Raw genomic sequence first — 16,830 nt, 5'->3', positions numbered from 1 at the left:
GAGTCGCATTAAAGAGACACATGGTGTATGTCCGGGCCGTCTTCGACAATTGCTGCGACGTCGACATGAATCGTGTCCAGCCGAGTTTCCGGTAAGTCAACCGTGCCGGTCTAACGAATGAACGATCGGTAAGCCCCAGTTAAGCGTCGTCTTATATACAAAGAGAGAGCGGCCGCGCTCCAGTCAAAGGGGATGCCAACGCATGCGCGCTTTAGTTCTAACATTTCTCCGGCTCGGCGCATGCGGCGCCTATGCCTTGGCGGCCATGTTTCTGGCCAGCATGGTTCTGCTCGCCCATCATCCCGCGAGCGAGTCCGCCTGGTTGCTCTACATGACGATACTTCCGGTCATGCGCGAGCCGGTCTTCATGCTTCTTGACGTTGCAGGCATTGGGCTTTGGGGTGCTTCCGCAATTCTGGCGCTCGCAGCGCTTTTCGGTGTCCTTCTGGCGATCCGGCCGGAGCGATATCCGCGCATGCGTTTCGTCCATGCGCATATCGCCCTGATCGCGACCGCGCTTACTGCCGTCCGCGCTGTGCACATGCAGGCCGGCCTTTCGGGCCTCTCGCTGCCCGAGGTTTTGCGCGGCGACTGGTCTTTCCTGCCGTTCGCCTATTCGCCGCTTGGGACTGCGCTTTTCGTCCTCGTCCTTGCTTCGTGCATTTGCTCCCATTGCGAAATCATCCGGCGTATCCGCGCAAAGTAGCGCGGCCATGGCGCCCAGCGTCTTGCCAGCCCATGTTCGATGGCGACGAGCAGGGCAGGGTCAGCGCGGCTGAGCGACGAGCCACTTGCGGCTGCCGCGCGTGAGCACTTTATTCGTTGCGGCTGCACCATTTGGCCCGTCATGGGCAAGATCGTTATTCCGCAGGTCCTGAAGAAAGTGATTCTACCAATGGAGGGGCTAATCATCGGCTTCTTTCAGGATAGGACACTGGAACCGATCGCATTTTTCCAATGGAAGATGTAACGGTGAAGCCTACAGCGCCGCGCGTCTTTTGAGACGCGCATAGGACGCTGTAGCACTTTGAATTTCTGCATGTTTTTGTCCTTAAATCGGCTAGGATTCAAGGAAACATGCAGTAGCACTGAAATGGAATGTCTTGGAGGACAGGAAGTGGTTGAACGGACGTACTTCGCACCGAAGGGCGGCGCACCCATGCAGACGGAACTCCTCACCGGGCGCGCGGTTTTCACGGAGGCCTACGCGGTAATTCCGAAGGGCGTGATGATGGATATCGTCACGAGCTACCTCCCCTTCTGGGAAAACACCCGCCTCTGGGTCCTCTCGCGTCCGCTTTCCGGATTCGCCGAAACATTCTCGCAATATATCATGGAAGTCGGACCGGGCGGCGGCAGCGATCGGCCCGAACTCGATTCCGCCGCCGAAGGCGCGCTCTTCGTCATGGAAGGCGAGGTTACCGTCGAACTCAACGGTCGGCCGCATGTGCTTCGTCCGGGCGGTTTTGCCTTCGTCCCGCCGGCAAGCTCCTGGCGGTTGCGCAACCATGGGAACGCGCCCGCGCGGTTCCACTGGATTCGCAAGGCCTACGAGGCCGTCGACGGGCTCGACGCGCCGGAGGCATTCTTCACCAACGAGGCCGACATCACGCCCGCGCCCATGCCCGGCACCGGCGGCAAATGGGCGACGACACGGTTTGTGGATCCGGCGGACATGCGCCACGACATGCATGTGACGATCGTGACCTTCGAGCCTGGCGCGGTCATTCCGTTCGCGGAAACGCATGTCATGGAGCACGGGCTCTATGTTCTCGAAGGCAAGGCCGTCTATCGGCTGAACCAAGACTGGGTCGAGGTCGAGGCGGGCGATTTCATGTGGCTGCGCGCCTTCTGCCCGCAGGCCTGCTACGCCGGCGGCCCGGGCAATTTCCGCTACCTGCTTTACAAGGACGTCAATCGCCACATGCGCCTGTCGCGATAACGGCAGGGCTCAGATCAGCCGCTCGTCGAAATTCGGGCGCGAGCGAATGAACGACCAGAGTGCCTTGCTGATGTCGGTGATCTCGCGGATCGCGTTTTCGAGACGCGCCATTTCGCGCGCGTCGAGTTGCTCGACCTTGCCGTAGCGTATCTCCTTCTCGCCTTCGACCAGGCGCATCAGCTGCGTGCTCGATATCTCTCCCTGTTCATCGAAGGAGTAGATGCAGTGGTTGTACTTGTTGCGCATTTTCGACTGCTGTTTCAACCGCTCGGTAATCGACAGGACCTGGTCGCGTGTCTCGGGCGGGGTCGCCGGCAGCTTCGCCAGGCGCTCCGTCAGGTCGATGCGCGCGCGTGTCGTGTTCAGTGTCAGAAAGACGATGATGGCCGATTCCTTGTCGACCTTCAGCAGGTGCGCGATGATGTAAATCAAAAGGCTTTCGGTGTTGGTCCAGACGTAGTTCAGGCGACCAACCAGCAAAAGCACCTCCTGAGCCGCCGCCATGACGCTTCCCCTCAGGTCTCCTTGAACGCCCGCGACATGCTGTCGGTGATCGGCTTCGTCAGGTATTCGAAGAACGTCCGTTCGGATGTGGTGATCAGGACTTCGGCGGGCATGCCGGGTACGGGATGGAAGCCGTGGATGCGGTTGATCTCGCTGGCAGGGACCTCCACGCGGACGATGTAGACGTCGCGTTGCTGTCCGCCGGCCACTTCCTCGATGGAGTCGGCCGAGACATAGAAAAGCTTGCCTTTCAGAACGGGCGTCGTGCGGCGATTCAGCGCGGAAAGGCGTATCGTTGCATCCTCGCCGACCTTGAGCTGGTCGATGGCCGTTCGAAGCACCTGGGCCTCGATGATCAGCGGCACATTGCCCGGCAGGATCTCCATGATCGGCTTGCCGGTCGCGATCACGCCGCCGGCGGTATGGAAATAGCTGCGCACGACCGTTCCGTCGACGGGGGAGCGAATGGTGGCGCGGTCAAGCACCTCGGCCGCCTCGCGGACCTGCTGGCGCACGGCATCGAGGTCGGCCTCGGCCCCTTCCAGGCCGTCCAGCGCGGTCTGCTTGTTGGTGTTGATGGCGATGACAGCTTCCTGGCGGTAGCGATCGATTTGCGTGTGGCTCTCCCTCACCTCCGATTCGAGCCGGCCGATCTCGCCCATCGCGTCGGCGATCGCCCGGTCAAGCGCCAGGAGTTCCGGCCGCCTGATCAGGCCGCTTTCGGCCAGCCTGCTCTTCGATTCGCGCTCTTCCGTCAGGATCTCCATCTGCTTGTTGAAGGACGCGCGCTGCAAATCGTAGCCCTTGGCGCGAAATTCGAGGGAACGAATGTTCTGGTCGATGAGGTTTAGCTGATCGCGCAGCTTGATCTTCTTGCTTTGAAAAATGACGTTCTGGCTTTCGATGATCGCCCGCACGTCTGCATCGTCCGCTTGCTCGGCGACGATGTCCGGTAACTTGAATGTGTCGCTGCCCATCGCTTCTGCCCTAAGTCGCGCGACCACCGCTTCGAGGCGAAGGCGTTTGAGGTTGAGCATGCGCGCATTGGCGCGCGCCGGTGTCTGGTCGAGCTTCACCAGGATGTCACCTGCTCTTACCTTGTCTCCTTCGTCGACCAGCAGTTGCTCGATGATGCCGCCTTCGAGGTGCTGGATAATCTTGTTGTTGCCGTTGGCGACGAAGCTTCCCTGGGCGATGATCGCCGCTGCCAGCGGCGCCGCAAAGGCCCAGTAGCCGAAGCCGCCGAAGGATGCCGCGATCAGGGCAAGGCCAGCGAAACTGTGGAGCCTAATCGAGCGGGGGACCTCGGAATACCACTCCGCGGCATTGTGCGGATCGGCGCTTTTCCTGCTCTGGGTCATTGGCGACCTCCGCGAATGCGTGGCTGTGCCCCGTCGTGGTTCGTCGCGCCAAGTGCGGCGAGGACTTCGTCTCGTGTGCCGAACATGGCAACGGTGCCTTCGTTGAGCACCATGATCTTGTCGACGCACTGCAAGAGGGCCGGGCGCTGGGTGATCGTCACGGTGGTGATGCCTTGGTTCTTCGCATGGAGAAGCGCGCGGGCAAGCGCTGCCTCGCCATTGCTGTCGAGGTTGGAATTCGGCTCGTCGAGGACGACGAACTTGGGGTTGCCGAAGAAGGCCCGTGCCAGCGCAATCCGCTGCTTCTGTCCACCGGAGAGGGGAGAGCCGTCCGCCGCGACCACTGTCTCGTAGCCTTGCGGAAATGTGGCGATCAGATCATGCACGTCGGCAAGCACGGCTGCGTCATAGATCATGGCATCCTCGACATCGTCGCGCATGCGGCAGATGTTCGCCTTGATCGTGCCGGGGAAGAGCTGCACGTCCTGCGGGAGGTAGCCGATGCTTTCGCCGAACTGGCGCTGATCCCAATTTCTCAAGTCCATGAGGTCGAGCCGGACGCTGCCGGATGTCGGAAGGATCGATCCGACCAGCATCTTGCCGAGCGTCGTCTTGCCGGAGCCGGAATTGCCGATGATGGCAAGCGCTTCTCCCTTGGCGAGCGAGAAGGATATGCCGTTCAGAATCACGCGTTTCTGCGGCGGCGGCACGAAGAGGATGCGTTCGACGTCGAGCCGTCCCTCCGGGTTCGGCAGGCGCAGTCTGGGGAAATTCAGCGGCGAACCCAGCAGAAGTTGCCTGATCCGGCCATAGGCGGCGCGCGAGTGATTGAGCTGGTTCCAGCCCTCGATCGCGCCTTCGACCGGAGCGAGCGCCCGGCCGGCGATGATGGAGGCGGCGATGACCATGCCGCCGGTCAGCTGGCCCATCATTGCCAGATGCGCGCCCCAGCCGAGGAGCGCCACCTGGGTGAACATCCGCACGGCCTTCGAGGCGCCGGCAAACATGATGTTGCGGTCCTGGGCATAGACCTGCGCCTTGAGCGAGGCGGCCGTTTCGTGCCCCCACATCTTCACCGCCTCCGGAATCATCGCCAGCGCATTGATGATCTGCGAATTGCGCGACATCGAATCGAGATGAAAATTCGCGCGGCCGAGATAGCTGTTGGCTTCGCTGAACGATCGCGTCGTCGCCTTCTGGTTCAGATAGGCAATGATGAAAAGAACGACGCAGCACGAGATGACGATCAGCCCGAGCTGCGGCTGGATCAGATAGACCACGACCACGAAAAGCGGGGTCAGCGGCGCGTCGAGGAAAGAGATCAGCGTACCGGACGTGATGAAGGCGCGAAGCTGCTGTAGGTCGCTCAGCACCTGATAGTCGCGTCCGTTGCCGTGCAGCGATGCCCGCGCCGCGGCGCTGAGGATCGGGGCGCCGAGCTGGACCTCGATCTCGACTGCGGTCCGCATCAGGATGAAGCGGCGAATGGCGTCGAGAACGACCTGCAGAACGATCGCGCCGAGGACGGCGATCGTCAGCATCAGCAATGTATCTTGCGACCGGCTTGTGAGCACCCGGTCGGAAATCTGGAAGAGATAGATCGGGATGGCGAGCACGAGTACGTTGATCGCGACGGTGAAGACGATGACGATCAGCATGTTGCGCTGGACGGCTGCCAGGCAGTTTTTGAGGCTCTGGGCGAAATTTACCGGTCCCGTGCGCTTGTGAAATGTATCCTTTCCCTCACCGGCCGCGGTATTCTCACCGGCGTCGCGTGCGGTCGGACGGCGCTCGCCCTCCCTGAAAGGGCCCGGTTCATTGTTGATCGTTGGCGCCAATGGTCGACCAGGCCGGCTGTTGATCTCTTCGCGTTTCTCGCTCTCGTGCGCCTTCTTCTTTCCGGTGTCCGGCTGCTCCCGAGGCGGCGATCGGCCTTCGACGTCCCGATCGGACTCTTCCGGTTCCTCGACGGCAGGACTGATGGGGTTGATGGGAATCTGGGGTGTGCCGGGTATGTTCAGCTCTGGTGCGGAGTGCGACAACGGTTTGCCTCCATCGACATACCGTTTGGACAGGTCGTTCATGGCACTCCCTCGCGATTGCCGTTATGTCAGCACCGTGTGCATGACGTCGTTCCATTGACTGTCGCTCCACGAACTCTCGTTGGCGGTATCGCCAGCGTGCTCGCCGACGCCGGGTGCCGGGTCGTCTTCGCCGACAAATGCGATGACCTCGTTTACAAGCCCGTCCGGCTTGAAGCTCAGCGTGTCGCCGTCGCGGCCGATATCGACAATCCCGGACTGGATGAGGATCGTGTCGGAATAGAGCTGGCCGCCGACATAGGTCGTGTGGCCGAAGCTGTCGTAGTCGATGATCTGGGCAACGTTGACCACCGTATTGCTGTCGACGTGAACGGCCAGCTCGGGGTCGGCGGCTTCTTCCAGAGGCTTGGCGGCCGTGAAGGTGGCAGCATCCGCGTCCTCGAGAATGCTGACCTGCTTGATGACGTTTACGTCATAAAGATTGCCGGTGATGTAGAGGACGCGCAGGCCCGTGTAGGCCGCGAAATCCTGATCGCGCGCCAGTGCTTCCGGCGGTTCGTTCGTGCCCTCGCGAATATCGTCAACGACCTGGTGCATGTAGTCCGGCACGCTCTCGAAGCGCTCGGCGTCGCCGATGTTCTCGATCGATCCCATATTCCAGACAAGATTGCCGCCTTCATCGAGCGTGAGGCCATTGCCGGCGGAGATGCCCTCGATCTGATCGTTGTCGTAGAGGACTGAAACCTGGCTGATCAGATTCATGTCCAGGATGTGCCCGCCCACGATCACAAGGTCGTGCTGGGTGCCGAAATCGAGGAACGAGGCGAAATTGACGGCGACGTTTCCGCCCGTGAGGACGCTGGTTTCCACGCCGCTGGTCGTAACGGTGACCGTGTCGTTGTCGCTGACGTAATTATACTGTTCGATCCAGTGGACGATCGACAGGTCACCCTCGATGACGTTGACGTGCCAGTTCGTCGGGAAGGTCGACAACTGGTCTGCGGCACCTGTCGTCTCCCGCGCGGGCGCCTCGAAATCATGACGCTCGAAATTCGCGATGTTCATGGCGATGGTTTGCGAGGCGGCTTTGGAGGCACTCGTGACGAGGGTGCCATTGACCTCGTCGTTGTCTGCGTAGACGTAGGATTGCGAGATGACGTCGATCTGATGGTAGTCGCCCATCACAACCGTGACCGAGGCCGTTGGGCTGGCACTGACGATGCTTGCGAAGCTACCGACCTTGTTGGCCCCCGCCTCGATTTCCACCGCGCCGCTGCCATCGCTATTCGGGAGAGCGGGCTCCATGACACCTCCCGTGGTGGCGGATGGGGGTGCAGAGCATTGGGAGGGCGGTTCTCCGGCGGGCAGGTAGTCGGCGAGTTCGGGAAGTGCGTCGATATGCGTGCCGTTCACGTGGACGCCGTCGATGTCGTCCGCTGCGAGAACCACTGTGCCGCTGTCATCTTCCGGCAAATCGGCCGGCACGGCCGTTCCGGGCGAGGTCGTGGTGTGGTCCACGGGCGTGGCGGGATCTTCCGACTGCTGCGGCTCGTCGGCGCGCGCTATCGCCGCTAGGGCCTTGAGATTCGCGGCAAGTGCCGAAAGCGCCTCGGAACTGTCGATCTGGCTCAATTGTGCGATCGGTGAGGCATTCGTCGCTTCCTCGAGGTATTCCGCGAGCTTTTCGGTGACGCAGCCCGTGTCGGCCGCCATCGGTGAACCGCTCATGTTGAGGACGTCGTCGTCGTGAAGGAGGTTGACCTGCTGGATTTCAGCGCTGACCGAACCTGCGCCCTCCTGAACGACCGGCGCGTGGTCCGCTGCCGCGTGGTGCGGGGGCACGTGGTCTGGTGCGATGCCGGGCGTGCTTGCCACCGTGTTGAAAAGTCGGGACTCGATGTTCAAGTCGTCCAGCGATACAGGACCGGGGGGTGCGTCGTGGGAGAATTGGGTGCGCCCGGCGATATCGAGGCCCTCGATCCGGTAGCCGGAGGGTTGATAGGAAATGTCCGGATCGTAGTCTTTCAGTTCGAAAGAACACTTGAATTCGGGTAGCGGTGTGTCGGTGCCGGTATCCTCGGGCGCGGGCTTCGAGGGTTCACTGCCCTGCAGATATTGATGCCTTATGCGTGCCTCATCGGTCGCCGTCTCGAACAGCCCAAGGAAATGCGCGACGATTTCGTTGACCTTCTGCGCGTGCATTACCCCGATCCTTCCCTTCAGCCGCCAAGGGAGGCCTCGGCGGGCCGACCGGCGACCAAGGCGCGTTGAACCGATCTCAAATCAACCATCCATCTGTGCACCGGTGCGGCCGGCCAGCGCACATCCCTTCGTCTGCAATCAACCGTCGCTGTCCTGGCCGATAGACGTCACGTGCAAGTCGCCGCCAACGACGTTGACGTCGACGGCGTTGCTGAGGAGGTTCGCGCCCTGAACGATCTCCTGGTGGAACTCACCACCTGCAAGGGTCGCGGACGCATCGGCTTTGGCGCTGGCATCGAGCTCGTGACCGACCTTCAGATCCCAGTCGGAGCTCGTGCCGAAGTGCATGCCGTCGCCACTCTCCGCATGCCCGCCATCCGTATGCGGCGCGTTGTCGGGATTGGCATTGTTCATCTTGACGCTATAGGCATGATCCTGGTCGGCGAGGCTGTTTGCCTGCACGATGGTGAACCCGGTGTCGTTCCCGACAGCGTTCAGCGAATGTTCGAGGATGCGATCGAGGTTCAAGCCGAAGGAAAGGTCCTCTCCGAGATTAAACGTGAGGTTCGCGGTGACGCCGACATTGCCGATACCGGTGGTGTCGTCCAGTGCCGGAGGCTCACTGACGGAGGGATAGTTGTCGTGGTCGCCACTGGTCGCTTTTGCGTCGACCTTGCTGGAGACGTTGTTGCCGTCGGCAATGCTGCGATGGCTTGTCGCGTCGCAGTCACCGTTTGGGGCATTGACGCTGCCACTCGCGAGCCCGTCGGCAAGCGCGCCAATCTTCAAGTCGTCATCGGTGGTGATACTGTTGTCGGCCCGAAAATCCTTTAACGGGGTATCGGTCATATACAACTCCCTTCGCAGAGGGAGCCAGCACCGAAACCCTTTCATCTTTTATAGGATTTTTGCGGGGCTGGCTCTCTTTTGAAGTTCAGGCGAATCGTGATAAAAGACAATCCGTCTGTTGGGTTCCGATATTTTCCCTTTGTATTCATAGTATAGTTGCTTGTATGTACTTCTACATAAATGGCTACGTACTATAAATATTGGTTACATCATATGTCGAGTAGCAGCTCGATATATGTACTCCGCGGCTGCGACGCATGATACAAAAGCAGTCCGTGGGTCGTGCAAACTCAAGCGCGACGATGGTAGTGTGAGCCTGAATGCGGAGGAACGAAAGACACCAATTGTGGTTAGTCTCTTGTATTCAATGGCTTTTTTAAATCTTTGGCCGTACCGTCGATGCAGTTAAGACAATGTTAATATTTGTGAATCTGGCGTAATGCGATTGAGTATGGTTCGGTTTGGCGCTGCGCCCGCGATTACACGGGCGATTGGTGAACGACGAGAATTCATGGTCTAATTCAAATTGTTAGGATGGCATCGATCGATGCCGGGGTGGGCGCGTGGCCAAACTCGCGCTATTCCAATTATGGTTGTCCATAGCCGGCTCTACGACTTTAGATGTGGTGGTGCATAATTCGTAATAGCTATGCCGACGGCTTGCCCATACTCCGCGCATCTCCGGCAGAGCAAAAGGCGGGCATTCCATCACACCGCATTTGCAGCCGCGGCCGTCGTCCAGAAATTCCCCTCGAAAACCAGGGGTGTTTGGCCAGGGGACCTTTCGAAGCCGATTGGCCCAAAATTGGTTCGTTTTCGAACGATTTAGACGCGAACGTGAAGAGCATCTAATCCTTTTGGGTGGTTTCGCATCCCCCATCTTTACGATACATTAGTTATCACGAATTTTTTGTTCGTTATTATTGCGCAGTATTTGAAGAAATTTTTCAAGCGCGGGCTGCTCCAAGTGGGGTTGGAACACCCATTAAAATAAATGGGAATTTCCCAAGGAGGGGATAAATGTATCGTACGAGCTCGAACCTGAGCGATTTTGAAGACAACAACAAAGTATTATCCACAAAAAGTAAGATCGTAATGCTCGCCAAGGTGGATCTGTTCGCAGAATGCCTGATGCAGGCGGTCGGCGCGCGGTTTCAGGGCCAGGACGTGGTCAGCCTGTCCGATCCCGAAAGCCTGCTCGACGGCAACCTCGTCGACGTCAGGCTGGTCATGCTTTATCGCTTGCCGGTGGCGACCTTTCCATCCGTGCTCAGGATGGTCCATGAATTCCACCCGAAGGCCGCGATCGGGCTCGTTGTGGAGGATGCGGACGCGCTCGATTCGTCGATCGCCGGCTTCGTCGATGAAGGATTGATTCACGGCGTGCTGCCTCTCAACCTTCATCTGGATGTCTGCTTGACCGTCATCGACCTTCTGATGAAAGGCGGCGAACATTTTCCCGCGGCGCTGCTCAGGCATCTTGCTCCGGTGAGGCTCACCGGCGAAGCTCTTCGCGTCGGGCGGGAAGCGGTCGTCGAAGCTTTTGTTGCTCCGGAGCCGAAGCGCGATGCCGGCATGGGTGTGCTGACCGCGCGCGAGGTGCAGATTCTCGATCTGATCTGCATGGGGACACAGAACAAGATCATTGCCGATCGCCTCGGCCTGTCGGAAAACACCGTCAAGGTCCACGTGCGCAACATCTACAAGAAGATGAACGTACGGAACCGGACCGAAGCCGCTTCCCGCTATTTCACGCATGAGGCGGAGCGCGGCATGTCCGAAGCGCGGATTGGCTCGCGCTGGAACTGACGAGGGTCGCGGCGTTATCGAACGGAAAGGCCCCTCGCTTTCGGGCGAGGGGCCTTTCCGCATGTTTTCGACGATGAAACTTACTCGGCGGCCTGCGGTCCAAGTGCGCCGCGGCGGATCTGATCGGCTTCGATCGATTCGAACAGGGCGCGGAAATTCCCCTCACCGAACCCTTCATCCCCCTTGCGCTGGATGAACTCGAAGAAGATCGGTCCGATGACGGTCTTCGAAAAGATCTGCAGCAGGATCTTCGTCATGCCGCCATTCACCACGCCTTCGCCATCGATCAGAATGCCATGCTTCTTCATCCGGTCGATCGGCTCGTCGTGGCCGTGGACGCGCTCGCGCGACATTTCGTAGTAGGTCTCGGGCGGTCCGGGCATGAACTTGAGGCCATTTTCCGCAAGCTTGTCGGTCGCGTCGTAGATCGCCTCGGTTCCGACCGCGATGTGCTGGATGCCTTCGCCCTTGTACTTCTTCAGATATTCCTCGATCTGACTGGTATCGTCCTTGGACTCGTTCAAGGGGATGCGGATCTTGCCGCAAGGCGAGGTGATCGCGCGGCTGACGAGACCGGTGATGCGGCCGTCTATGTCGAAGAAGTGGATCTGCTTGAAGTTGAACAGTTCACGGTAGAACGCCCACCACTTGTCCATGTTGCCGCGATAGACGTTATGGGTCAGGTGGTCGAGATAGTAGAAGCCGACGCCCGTGGGCTTCCGATCGCGCTCGCCCAGCCATTCGAACTCGGCATCATAGGCCGAGCCCTTGTCGCCGTATGTTTCGACGAAATAGAGAAGCGAGCCGCCAATGCCGACGATTGCCGGAACATCGAGGCACTTGTCGTTTCCGGTATAGGGCTCGGCGCCCTTGGAAACGGCGTGCTCGAATGCATGCTTCGCATCGACGACGCGCCAGGCCATCGACGGGGCGCAGGGGCCGTGCTTGTCGACGAAGCGCATGGCATGAGAGCCCGGCTCGGCATTGACGATGTAGTTGATGTCGCCCTGGCGCCAGACCGTGATGTCCTTCGTGCGGTGCTTGGCGACCTCCAGATATCCCATGCGGGTGAAGAGCTCTTTCAGCTTCTCCGGCTCGGGATGCGCGAATTCGACGAACTCGAAGCCGTCTGTCCCGGCGGGGTTCTCCGCGCTGATTTTTGGGGGTGGTGCGTCGTGCGGAAACGGGCCCATCGGAAGCCTCCTCTTCATTCTTCCAAACTTCGCTGGAGTATGGCGCAGATCCGATGCATGATGCTTGTATTCTTGCGTGTTTTCGGCGATTCTACGCATGAATTGTGCGGCGGATTAGGCGAGGGCGCATGAATGGAGCAGCTTGACGGGTTCGACCTCAAGATCCTCAGCGAACTGCAGCGGGATGGGCATCTGACCAATAACGAATTGTCCGAGCGCATCGCGCTTTCGCCGTCCCAATGCTCGCGGCGGCGATCCCGATTGGAGGCGGAAGGCTATATCACCGGCTATCAGGCGCAGATCGACCGGCAAAAGCTGGGGCTCGATCTGATGGTGGTGATCTCGGTGACGCTCGCCACGCACAATCGCGACAATGCCAAGCGTTTCGGCAAGCTGGTGTCCGGTTTGCCCGAAGTGCTGGAGGCCTACGCGCTGACGGGGGAGATGGACTATCACTTGCGCGTCGTGACACCGGACCTCGCCGGGCTTTCGCGTTTCGTCAACGACGTGCTGCTGCCGCACGACAGCGTCCAGCACGTAAAGACGTCGATCGTGCTCGAAACGCTGAAGAGTTTCGAAGGGCTGCCGATACCGGAGCGGGTGAAGGGTTAGCCGTCTTATGGCGCAACCGATTTCCTCATCGCTCGTTCGACTGCACGCAAGCCCGCGGAAAGCGCCTTCATGTCTTCCGTTCCGAGCATCGAAAGCAGTTCGGCCTGATAGCGGCTGGCGAGCTTGGTCAGTTCCTTGTAGGCCTGCTCACCTGCCGGCGTCAGCGCCAGATGCTCGAACCGGCGGTCGCGACCGTCCTCCTCGCGCTTCAGCCAGCGGCGCTGTTCGAGGCTGAACACGGCACGGCTCACCTTCGTCTTGTGCATGGTGGAATGCGCGCCGATCTCGGTCGCCGTCATGCTGTGGCCGGAACTCCCGAGTGCGGCGAGCGTTCGCCATTCGGGACGGGAAAGCTGATAGCGCGCCTTGTACTGCGCGGCAAAGCGCAGGGCGATGAATTCCGCCGCCCGGTTGAGCCGATACGGCAGGAAGCTCTCCAGTTCGAACTCATCCCGCGCCATCGCTTCCTTCCTTGATAGTTACAAAATCAATAGTTACGATTGTAACCAATATAGCGACGATAAGAGGAGGTGCAAGCCATGTTGGAAAAGGCGGAAAAGCAACGCGAAGCCGGCACGGCTGCGGAACGGGCGCTCTCCTACATGCCCGGATTTGGCAACGATTTCGAGACCGAAAGCTTGCCGGGCGCCCTGCCTCAAGGCCAGAACAGCCCGCAGAAATGCGAATATGGGCTATACGCAGAGCAGCTTTCCGGTTCTCCGTTCACCGCGCCGCGGGGCACCAATGAGCGCTCCTGGCTCTACCGCATTCGTCCGAGCGTCCGGCATACCGGACGCTTCAAGAAGATCGACTATCCGCATTGGAAGACCGCGCCGCATATTGCCGAGCATTCGCTGGCGCTCGGGCAGCTGCGCTGGAGCCCGTTGCCGATGCCTACGGAAAAACTGAACTTCCTCGAAGGTATCCGGACCATGACCACCGCCGGCGATGTCTTGACGCAGGCGGGGATGGCGGCGCATAGCTACGCCTTCAATGCCGATATGGTCGACGACTATTTCTTCAATGCCGACGGCGAGTTGCTGATCGTGCCGGAAACCGGCGCCATCCGCGTCTTCACCGAACTCGGCAAGATGGACGTTGAACCGGCGGAAATCTGCATCGTACCGCGCGGGACGATGTTCAAGGTCACTCGGCTGAGCGATGAAAAGCTCTGGCGCGGCTACATTTGCGAAAACTACGGCGCGAAGTTCACGCTGCCGGATCGCGGGCCGATCGGCGCCAACTGCCTTGCCAATCCGCGCGATTTCAAGACGCCGGTCGCCGCCTACGAAGACAAGGAAATACCCTGCCGCGTCCATGTGAAATGGTGTGGCTCCTTCCATGTCACCGAGATCGACCATTCGCCGCTCGACGTCGTCGCCTGGCACGGCAACTACGCGCCCTATAAATACGACCTCAAGACCTTCTCACCGGTCGGCGCAATCCTGTTCGACCACCCGGATCCGTCGATCTTCACCGTGCTGACGGCGCCATCGGGCGAGGAGGGCACGGCCAATGTCGATTTCGTCATCTTCCCGCCGCGCTGGCTGGTCGCCGAGCACACCTTCCGCCCGCCCTGGTATCACCGCAACATCATGAGCGAGTTCATGGGGCTGATCTATGGGCGCTACGACGCGAAGGAGGAAGGCTTCGTGCCGGGCGGCATGAGCCTGCACAACATGATGCTGCCGCACGGGCCGGACTTCACCGGCTTCGAGAAGGCATCGAACGGAGAGCTGAAGCCGGTGAAGCTCGACAACACCATGGCCTTCATGTTCGAGACCCGCTTCCCGCAGCAATTGACCAAGTTCGCCGCGGAGCTCGACACCCTGCAGCACGGTTACATCGACTGCTGGTCCGGCCTCGAACGGAAATTCGACGGCACGCCCGGAATCAAGTGACATCCGGCGAAGAACCGTGACATGGTGCACTGATCTGCGCCATCCGGCGCGGGTCAACAGAACACACCGGGAAACACCAGTCCATGAAACTCGCGACGCTGAAAGACTCCACCCGCGACGGCAAGCTCGTCGTGGTCTCGAAAGACCTGACCCGTTGCTCCGAGGTCGGCCATATCGCCCGCACGCTGCAGGCGGCACTCGATGATTGGGCGCATGCCGGGCCACGGCTTGCACGCGTCGCGGAAGGCATCGAGACTGGGTCCCAGCCGACCATGCGCTTTCACGAGCATGATGCGACCTCGCCCTTGCCGCGGGCGTATCAGTGGGCCGACGGTTCGGCCTATGTCAATCATGTCGAGCTTGTCAGGAAGGCGCGCAATGCCGAGATGCCGGCGAGCTTCTGGACCGATCCGCTGATCTATCAGGGCGGCTCCGACAGCTTTCTCGGACCGCGCGATCCGATCACGATGGCGGACGAAGCGTGGGGCATCGACATGGAAGGGGAAGTCGCCGTCGTCGTCGATGACGTCCCGATGGGGGCGGGCCTCGAAGAAGCCCGGCGGGCGATCCGCCTAGTCATGCTTGTCAACGACGTTTCGCTGCGCGGCCTCATCCCTGCGGAACTCGCCAAGGGCTTCGGCTTCTACCAGTCGAAACCGTCGTCCGCCTTCTCGCCGGTCGCGGTAACGCCCGACGAACTGGGCGATGCCTGGGATGGGGGCAAGCTGCACCTGCCGCTTCGTGTCGACCTCAACGGCAAGCCCTTCGGTCGTGCCAATGCCGGCGTCGACATGACCTTCGACTTCCCGCAATTGATCGCGCATGCGGCCTGCACCCGGCCACTTTCGGCCGGCACGATCATCGGTTCCGGCACTGTTTCCAACAAGCTCGATGGCGGGCCGGGCAAGCCGGTCGCGGAAGGCGGGGCCGGCTACTCCTGCATCGCCGAGATCCGCATGATCGAGACGATCGACAGCGGTGCGCCGAAAACACACTTCCTCAAATTTGGTGACGTGGTCCGGATCGAGATGAAGGATGCCGCTGGCCATTCGATCTTCGGCGCCATCGAACAGACGGTCGAGAAATACGATCGCGTCTGACAGCGCGCGAAACTGATTGGATCGGAGGCAAAGGTGGCGGAGGAAACCATTCTTTACGACTACTGGCGCTCGTCGGCGAGCTATCGCCTGAGGATCGCGCTCAATCAGCTCGGCGAGCCCTACGCCTCCGTTCCGGTCGATCTCATCGCCAAGGCCCATCGCGGGCCGGACCATCTGGCACGCAATCCGCAGGGCCTGGTGCCGGTGCTCGATATCGACGGCGAACGTTTTACTCAGTCACTCGCGATCATCGAGTATCTGGCGGAGACGAGGGAAGGCAGCGGCTTCCTGCCTGCTGACGCGATCGGCCGACAGCGGGTGCGTGCGCTGTCCTATGCCATCGCCATGGATATCCATCCCGTCTGCAATCTCGGGGTGATCGGTTACGTGATGGCCAGTGCCGAGGATGGCGAAGCCGCGCGACGCGCCTGGATGCACAAGTTCATCGGCGAGGGCCTTGCTGCCTTCGAGCGCATGCTCGATCGCCCCTCTACCGGCGAGTTCTGCCACGGCGATCGGCCGACCATGGCGGATTTTTGCCTTGTACCCCAGGTCTACAACGCGCGGCGCTGGGGCGTCGATCTTTCCGCTTGCCCAAGGATCGTCGCCATCGACGCGCGGTGCGCCGAGATCGAGGCTTTCGCGAGTGCACATCCTGATAGGGTGAAGTCCTAGGCCATCCCGCGCTCTGGCCTACGAGCCTCACCTCTCGCAAGCAGAGCTTTCCGGCATGGCTCGCCGTGGCCTGTTCCGTCCAGCCGATGTCGCGAATGGATTGGCGAGCCTGAAATCGTCACGCTAGTTTTCGCGTCACTGCCCGTCTAAGGGCGCGCCGGAAACACCTCTAGAGCGAGAGACCCATCGATGAAAAGCTATGTGCTGACCGTCACCTGCAAATCCACCCGCGGCATCGTCGCCGCCGTCACCGGTTTTCTCGCGGAAAAAGGCTGTTACATCAGCGACAGCTCGCAGTTCGACGATCTCGAAACGGGCCTCTTTTTCATGCGACTCACCTTCATCAGCCAGGATGGCGCGAAGCTCGAGGAACTGCGCGAAGGCTTTGCACCGGTTATAGAGCGCTTCAAGATGACGATGGAAATCCGCGATTCCGAAGAGCGCATGAAAGTGCTGTTGATGGTGTCGCGTTTCGGCCATTGCCTCAACGACCTGCTCTACCGCTGGAAGATCGGCGCACTGCCGATCGACATCGTCGGCGTCGTCTCCAACCACTTCGACTACCAGAAGGTGGTCGTCAACCACGACATTCCCTTCCACTGCATCAAGGTGACGAAGGAAAACAAGCCGAAGGCCGAAG

Annotated in this window: 14 protein-coding genes and 1 pseudogene; 8 read left to right on the top strand and 7 right to left on the bottom strand. The window is 60.3% G+C overall.

Annotated features, from left to right (window positions below; translation table 11 throughout):
• Nucleotides 1-202 precede the first annotated feature (202 nt).
• Nucleotides 203-706, top strand: coding sequence for a hypothetical protein (locus GHK62_RS04760; RefSeq protein WP_153437179.1), 504 nt, complete (start codon nt 203-205; stop codon nt 704-706).
• 411 nt (nt 707-1,117) lie between these two features.
• The gene (locus tag GHK62_RS04750; RefSeq protein ID WP_380785362.1) at nt 1,118-1,942 is read left to right on the top strand and encodes a bifunctional allantoicase/(S)-ureidoglycine aminohydrolase; all 825 of its coding nucleotides are present in this window, start codon (nt 1,118-1,120) and stop codon (nt 1,940-1,942) included.
• Nucleotides 1,943-1,951: 9 nt separating this feature from the next.
• Here the strand turns inward: GHK62_RS04750 and GHK62_RS04745 are convergent, their stop codons facing one another.
• The 5 genes from GHK62_RS04745 to GHK62_RS04725 form a co-directional block, all read right to left on the bottom strand.
• The gene (locus tag GHK62_RS04745; RefSeq protein WP_153437177.1) at nt 1,952-2,446 is read right to left on the bottom strand and encodes a hypothetical protein; all 495 of its coding nucleotides are present in this window, start codon (nt 2,444-2,446) and stop codon (nt 1,952-1,954) included.
• 11 nt (nt 2,447-2,457) lie between these two features.
• Nucleotides 2,458-3,807, bottom strand: a complete 1,350-nt coding sequence (locus tag GHK62_RS04740) for an HlyD family type I secretion periplasmic adaptor subunit (RefSeq protein ID WP_153437176.1) — start codon at nt 3,805-3,807, stop codon at nt 2,458-2,460.
• Nucleotides 3,804-5,891, bottom strand: a complete 2,088-nt coding sequence (locus tag GHK62_RS04735; protein WP_153437175.1) for a type I secretion system permease/ATPase — start codon at nt 5,889-5,891, stop codon at nt 3,804-3,806. The genes GHK62_RS04740 and GHK62_RS04735 overlap by 4 nt, the downstream gene beginning before the upstream one ends.
• 21 nt (nt 5,892-5,912) lie before the next feature.
• The gene (locus GHK62_RS04730; RefSeq protein WP_153437174.1) at nt 5,913-8,051 is read right to left on the bottom strand and encodes a hypothetical protein; all 2,139 of its coding nucleotides are present in this window, start codon (nt 8,049-8,051) and stop codon (nt 5,913-5,915) included.
• A gap of 138 nt (nt 8,052-8,189) precedes the next feature.
• Nucleotides 8,190-8,900, bottom strand: a complete 711-nt coding sequence (locus tag GHK62_RS04725; RefSeq protein ID WP_153437173.1) for a hypothetical protein — start codon at nt 8,898-8,900, stop codon at nt 8,190-8,192.
• Nucleotides 8,901-9,920: 1,020 nt separating this feature from the next.
• Between GHK62_RS04725 and GHK62_RS04720 the strand changes: the two genes are divergently transcribed.
• Nucleotides 9,921-10,709 (top strand): helix-turn-helix transcriptional regulator, encoded by a 789-nt coding sequence (locus GHK62_RS04720; protein ID WP_153437172.1) that lies wholly within the window; start codon nt 9,921-9,923, stop codon nt 10,707-10,709.
• Nucleotides 10,710-10,789: 80 nt separating this feature from the next.
• Here the strand turns inward: GHK62_RS04720 and hppD are convergent, their stop codons facing one another.
• Nucleotides 10,790-11,902 carry a 4-hydroxyphenylpyruvate dioxygenase gene (gene hppD, locus GHK62_RS04715; protein WP_153437171.1) on the bottom strand — a complete coding sequence of 371 codons (1,113 nt, stop codon included), beginning with the start codon at nt 11,900-11,902 and terminating at the stop codon, nt 10,790-10,792.
• Between the two features lie 132 nt (nt 11,903-12,034).
• Between hppD and GHK62_RS04710 the strand changes: the two genes are divergently transcribed.
• Entirely contained in the window at nt 12,035-12,514 is a 480-nt protein-coding gene (locus GHK62_RS04710; RefSeq protein ID WP_153437170.1) for an Lrp/AsnC family transcriptional regulator, read from the top strand.
• Between the two features lie 5 nt (nt 12,515-12,519).
• On the opposite strand, the gene GHK62_RS04705 is transcribed toward GHK62_RS04710, so the two are convergent.
• Complete coding sequence (locus tag GHK62_RS04705; protein WP_153437169.1) at nt 12,520-12,975, bottom strand: MarR family winged helix-turn-helix transcriptional regulator; 456 nt, start codon at nt 12,973-12,975, stop codon at nt 12,520-12,522.
• 78 nt (nt 12,976-13,053) lie between these two features.
• On the opposite strand from GHK62_RS04705, the gene hmgA reads away from it, so the two are divergent.
• The 4 genes and pseudogenes from hmgA to purU form a co-directional block, all read left to right on the top strand.
• Nucleotides 13,054-14,415 carry a homogentisate 1,2-dioxygenase gene (gene hmgA / locus GHK62_RS04700; RefSeq protein ID WP_153437168.1) on the top strand — a complete coding sequence of 454 codons (1,362 nt, stop codon included), beginning with the start codon at nt 13,054-13,056 and terminating at the stop codon, nt 14,413-14,415.
• Between the two features lie 83 nt (nt 14,416-14,498).
• A complete protein-coding gene (locus tag GHK62_RS04695; protein ID WP_153437167.1) occupies nt 14,499-15,515 on the top strand; it encodes a fumarylacetoacetate hydrolase family protein in 1,017 nt (338 codons plus the stop codon).
• A 33-nt stretch (nt 15,516-15,548) separates the two neighbouring features.
• Nucleotides 15,549-16,190, top strand: coding sequence for a maleylacetoacetate isomerase (maiA, locus tag GHK62_RS04690; RefSeq protein WP_184108586.1), 642 nt, complete (start codon nt 15,549-15,551; stop codon nt 16,188-16,190).
• Between the two features lie 189 nt (nt 16,191-16,379).
• A pseudogene (gene purU, locus GHK62_RS04685) lies at nt 16,380-16,830 on the top strand (formyltetrahydrofolate deformylase); the annotation flags it as partial.

Origin of the sequence: Sinorhizobium terangae, from assembly GCF_009601505.1 — a bacterium.
GTDB lineage: Bacteria > Pseudomonadota > Alphaproteobacteria > Rhizobiales > Rhizobiaceae > Sinorhizobium > Sinorhizobium terangae.
Note: the sequence above shows the minus strand (reverse complement) of the source record. Positions and strands in the feature narration are given on the sequence as shown.

What these genes read in the sequence shown, in the direction of transcription:
- GHK62_RS04760 (WP_153437179.1), top strand. Translation starts at nt 203, where the DNA reads ATGCGCGCTTTAGTTCTAACATTTCTCCGGCTCGGCGCATGCGGCGCC.
- GHK62_RS04745 (WP_153437177.1), bottom strand. Translation starts at nt 2,446, where the DNA reads ATGGCGGCGGCTCAGGAGGTGCTTTTGCTGGTTGGTCGCCTGAACTAC.
- GHK62_RS04740 (WP_153437176.1), bottom strand. Translation starts at nt 3,807, where the DNA reads ATGACCCAGAGCAGGAAAAGCGCCGATCCGCACAATGCCGCGGAGTGG.
- GHK62_RS04735 (WP_153437175.1), bottom strand. Translation starts at nt 5,891, where the DNA reads ATGAACGACCTGTCCAAACGGTATGTCGATGGAGGCAAACCGTTGTCG.
- GHK62_RS04730 (WP_153437174.1), bottom strand. Translation starts at nt 8,051, where the DNA reads ATGCACGCGCAGAAGGTCAACGAAATCGTCGCGCATTTCCTTGGGCTG.
- GHK62_RS04725 (WP_153437173.1), bottom strand. Translation starts at nt 8,900, where the DNA reads ATGACCGATACCCCGTTAAAGGATTTTCGGGCCGACAACAGTATCACC.
- GHK62_RS04720 (WP_153437172.1), top strand. Translation starts at nt 9,921, where the DNA reads ATGTATCGTACGAGCTCGAACCTGAGCGATTTTGAAGACAACAACAAA.
- hppD (WP_153437171.1), bottom strand. Translation starts at nt 11,902, where the DNA reads ATGGGCCCGTTTCCGCACGACGCACCACCCCCAAAAATCAGCGCGGAG.
- GHK62_RS04710 (WP_153437170.1), top strand. Translation starts at nt 12,035, where the DNA reads ATGGAGCAGCTTGACGGGTTCGACCTCAAGATCCTCAGCGAACTGCAG.
- GHK62_RS04705 (WP_153437169.1), bottom strand. Translation starts at nt 12,975, where the DNA reads ATGGCGCGGGATGAGTTCGAACTGGAGAGCTTCCTGCCGTATCGGCTC.
- hmgA (WP_153437168.1), top strand. Translation starts at nt 13,054, where the DNA reads ATGTTGGAAAAGGCGGAAAAGCAACGCGAAGCCGGCACGGCTGCGGAA.
- GHK62_RS04695 (WP_153437167.1), top strand. Translation starts at nt 14,499, where the DNA reads ATGAAACTCGCGACGCTGAAAGACTCCACCCGCGACGGCAAGCTCGTC.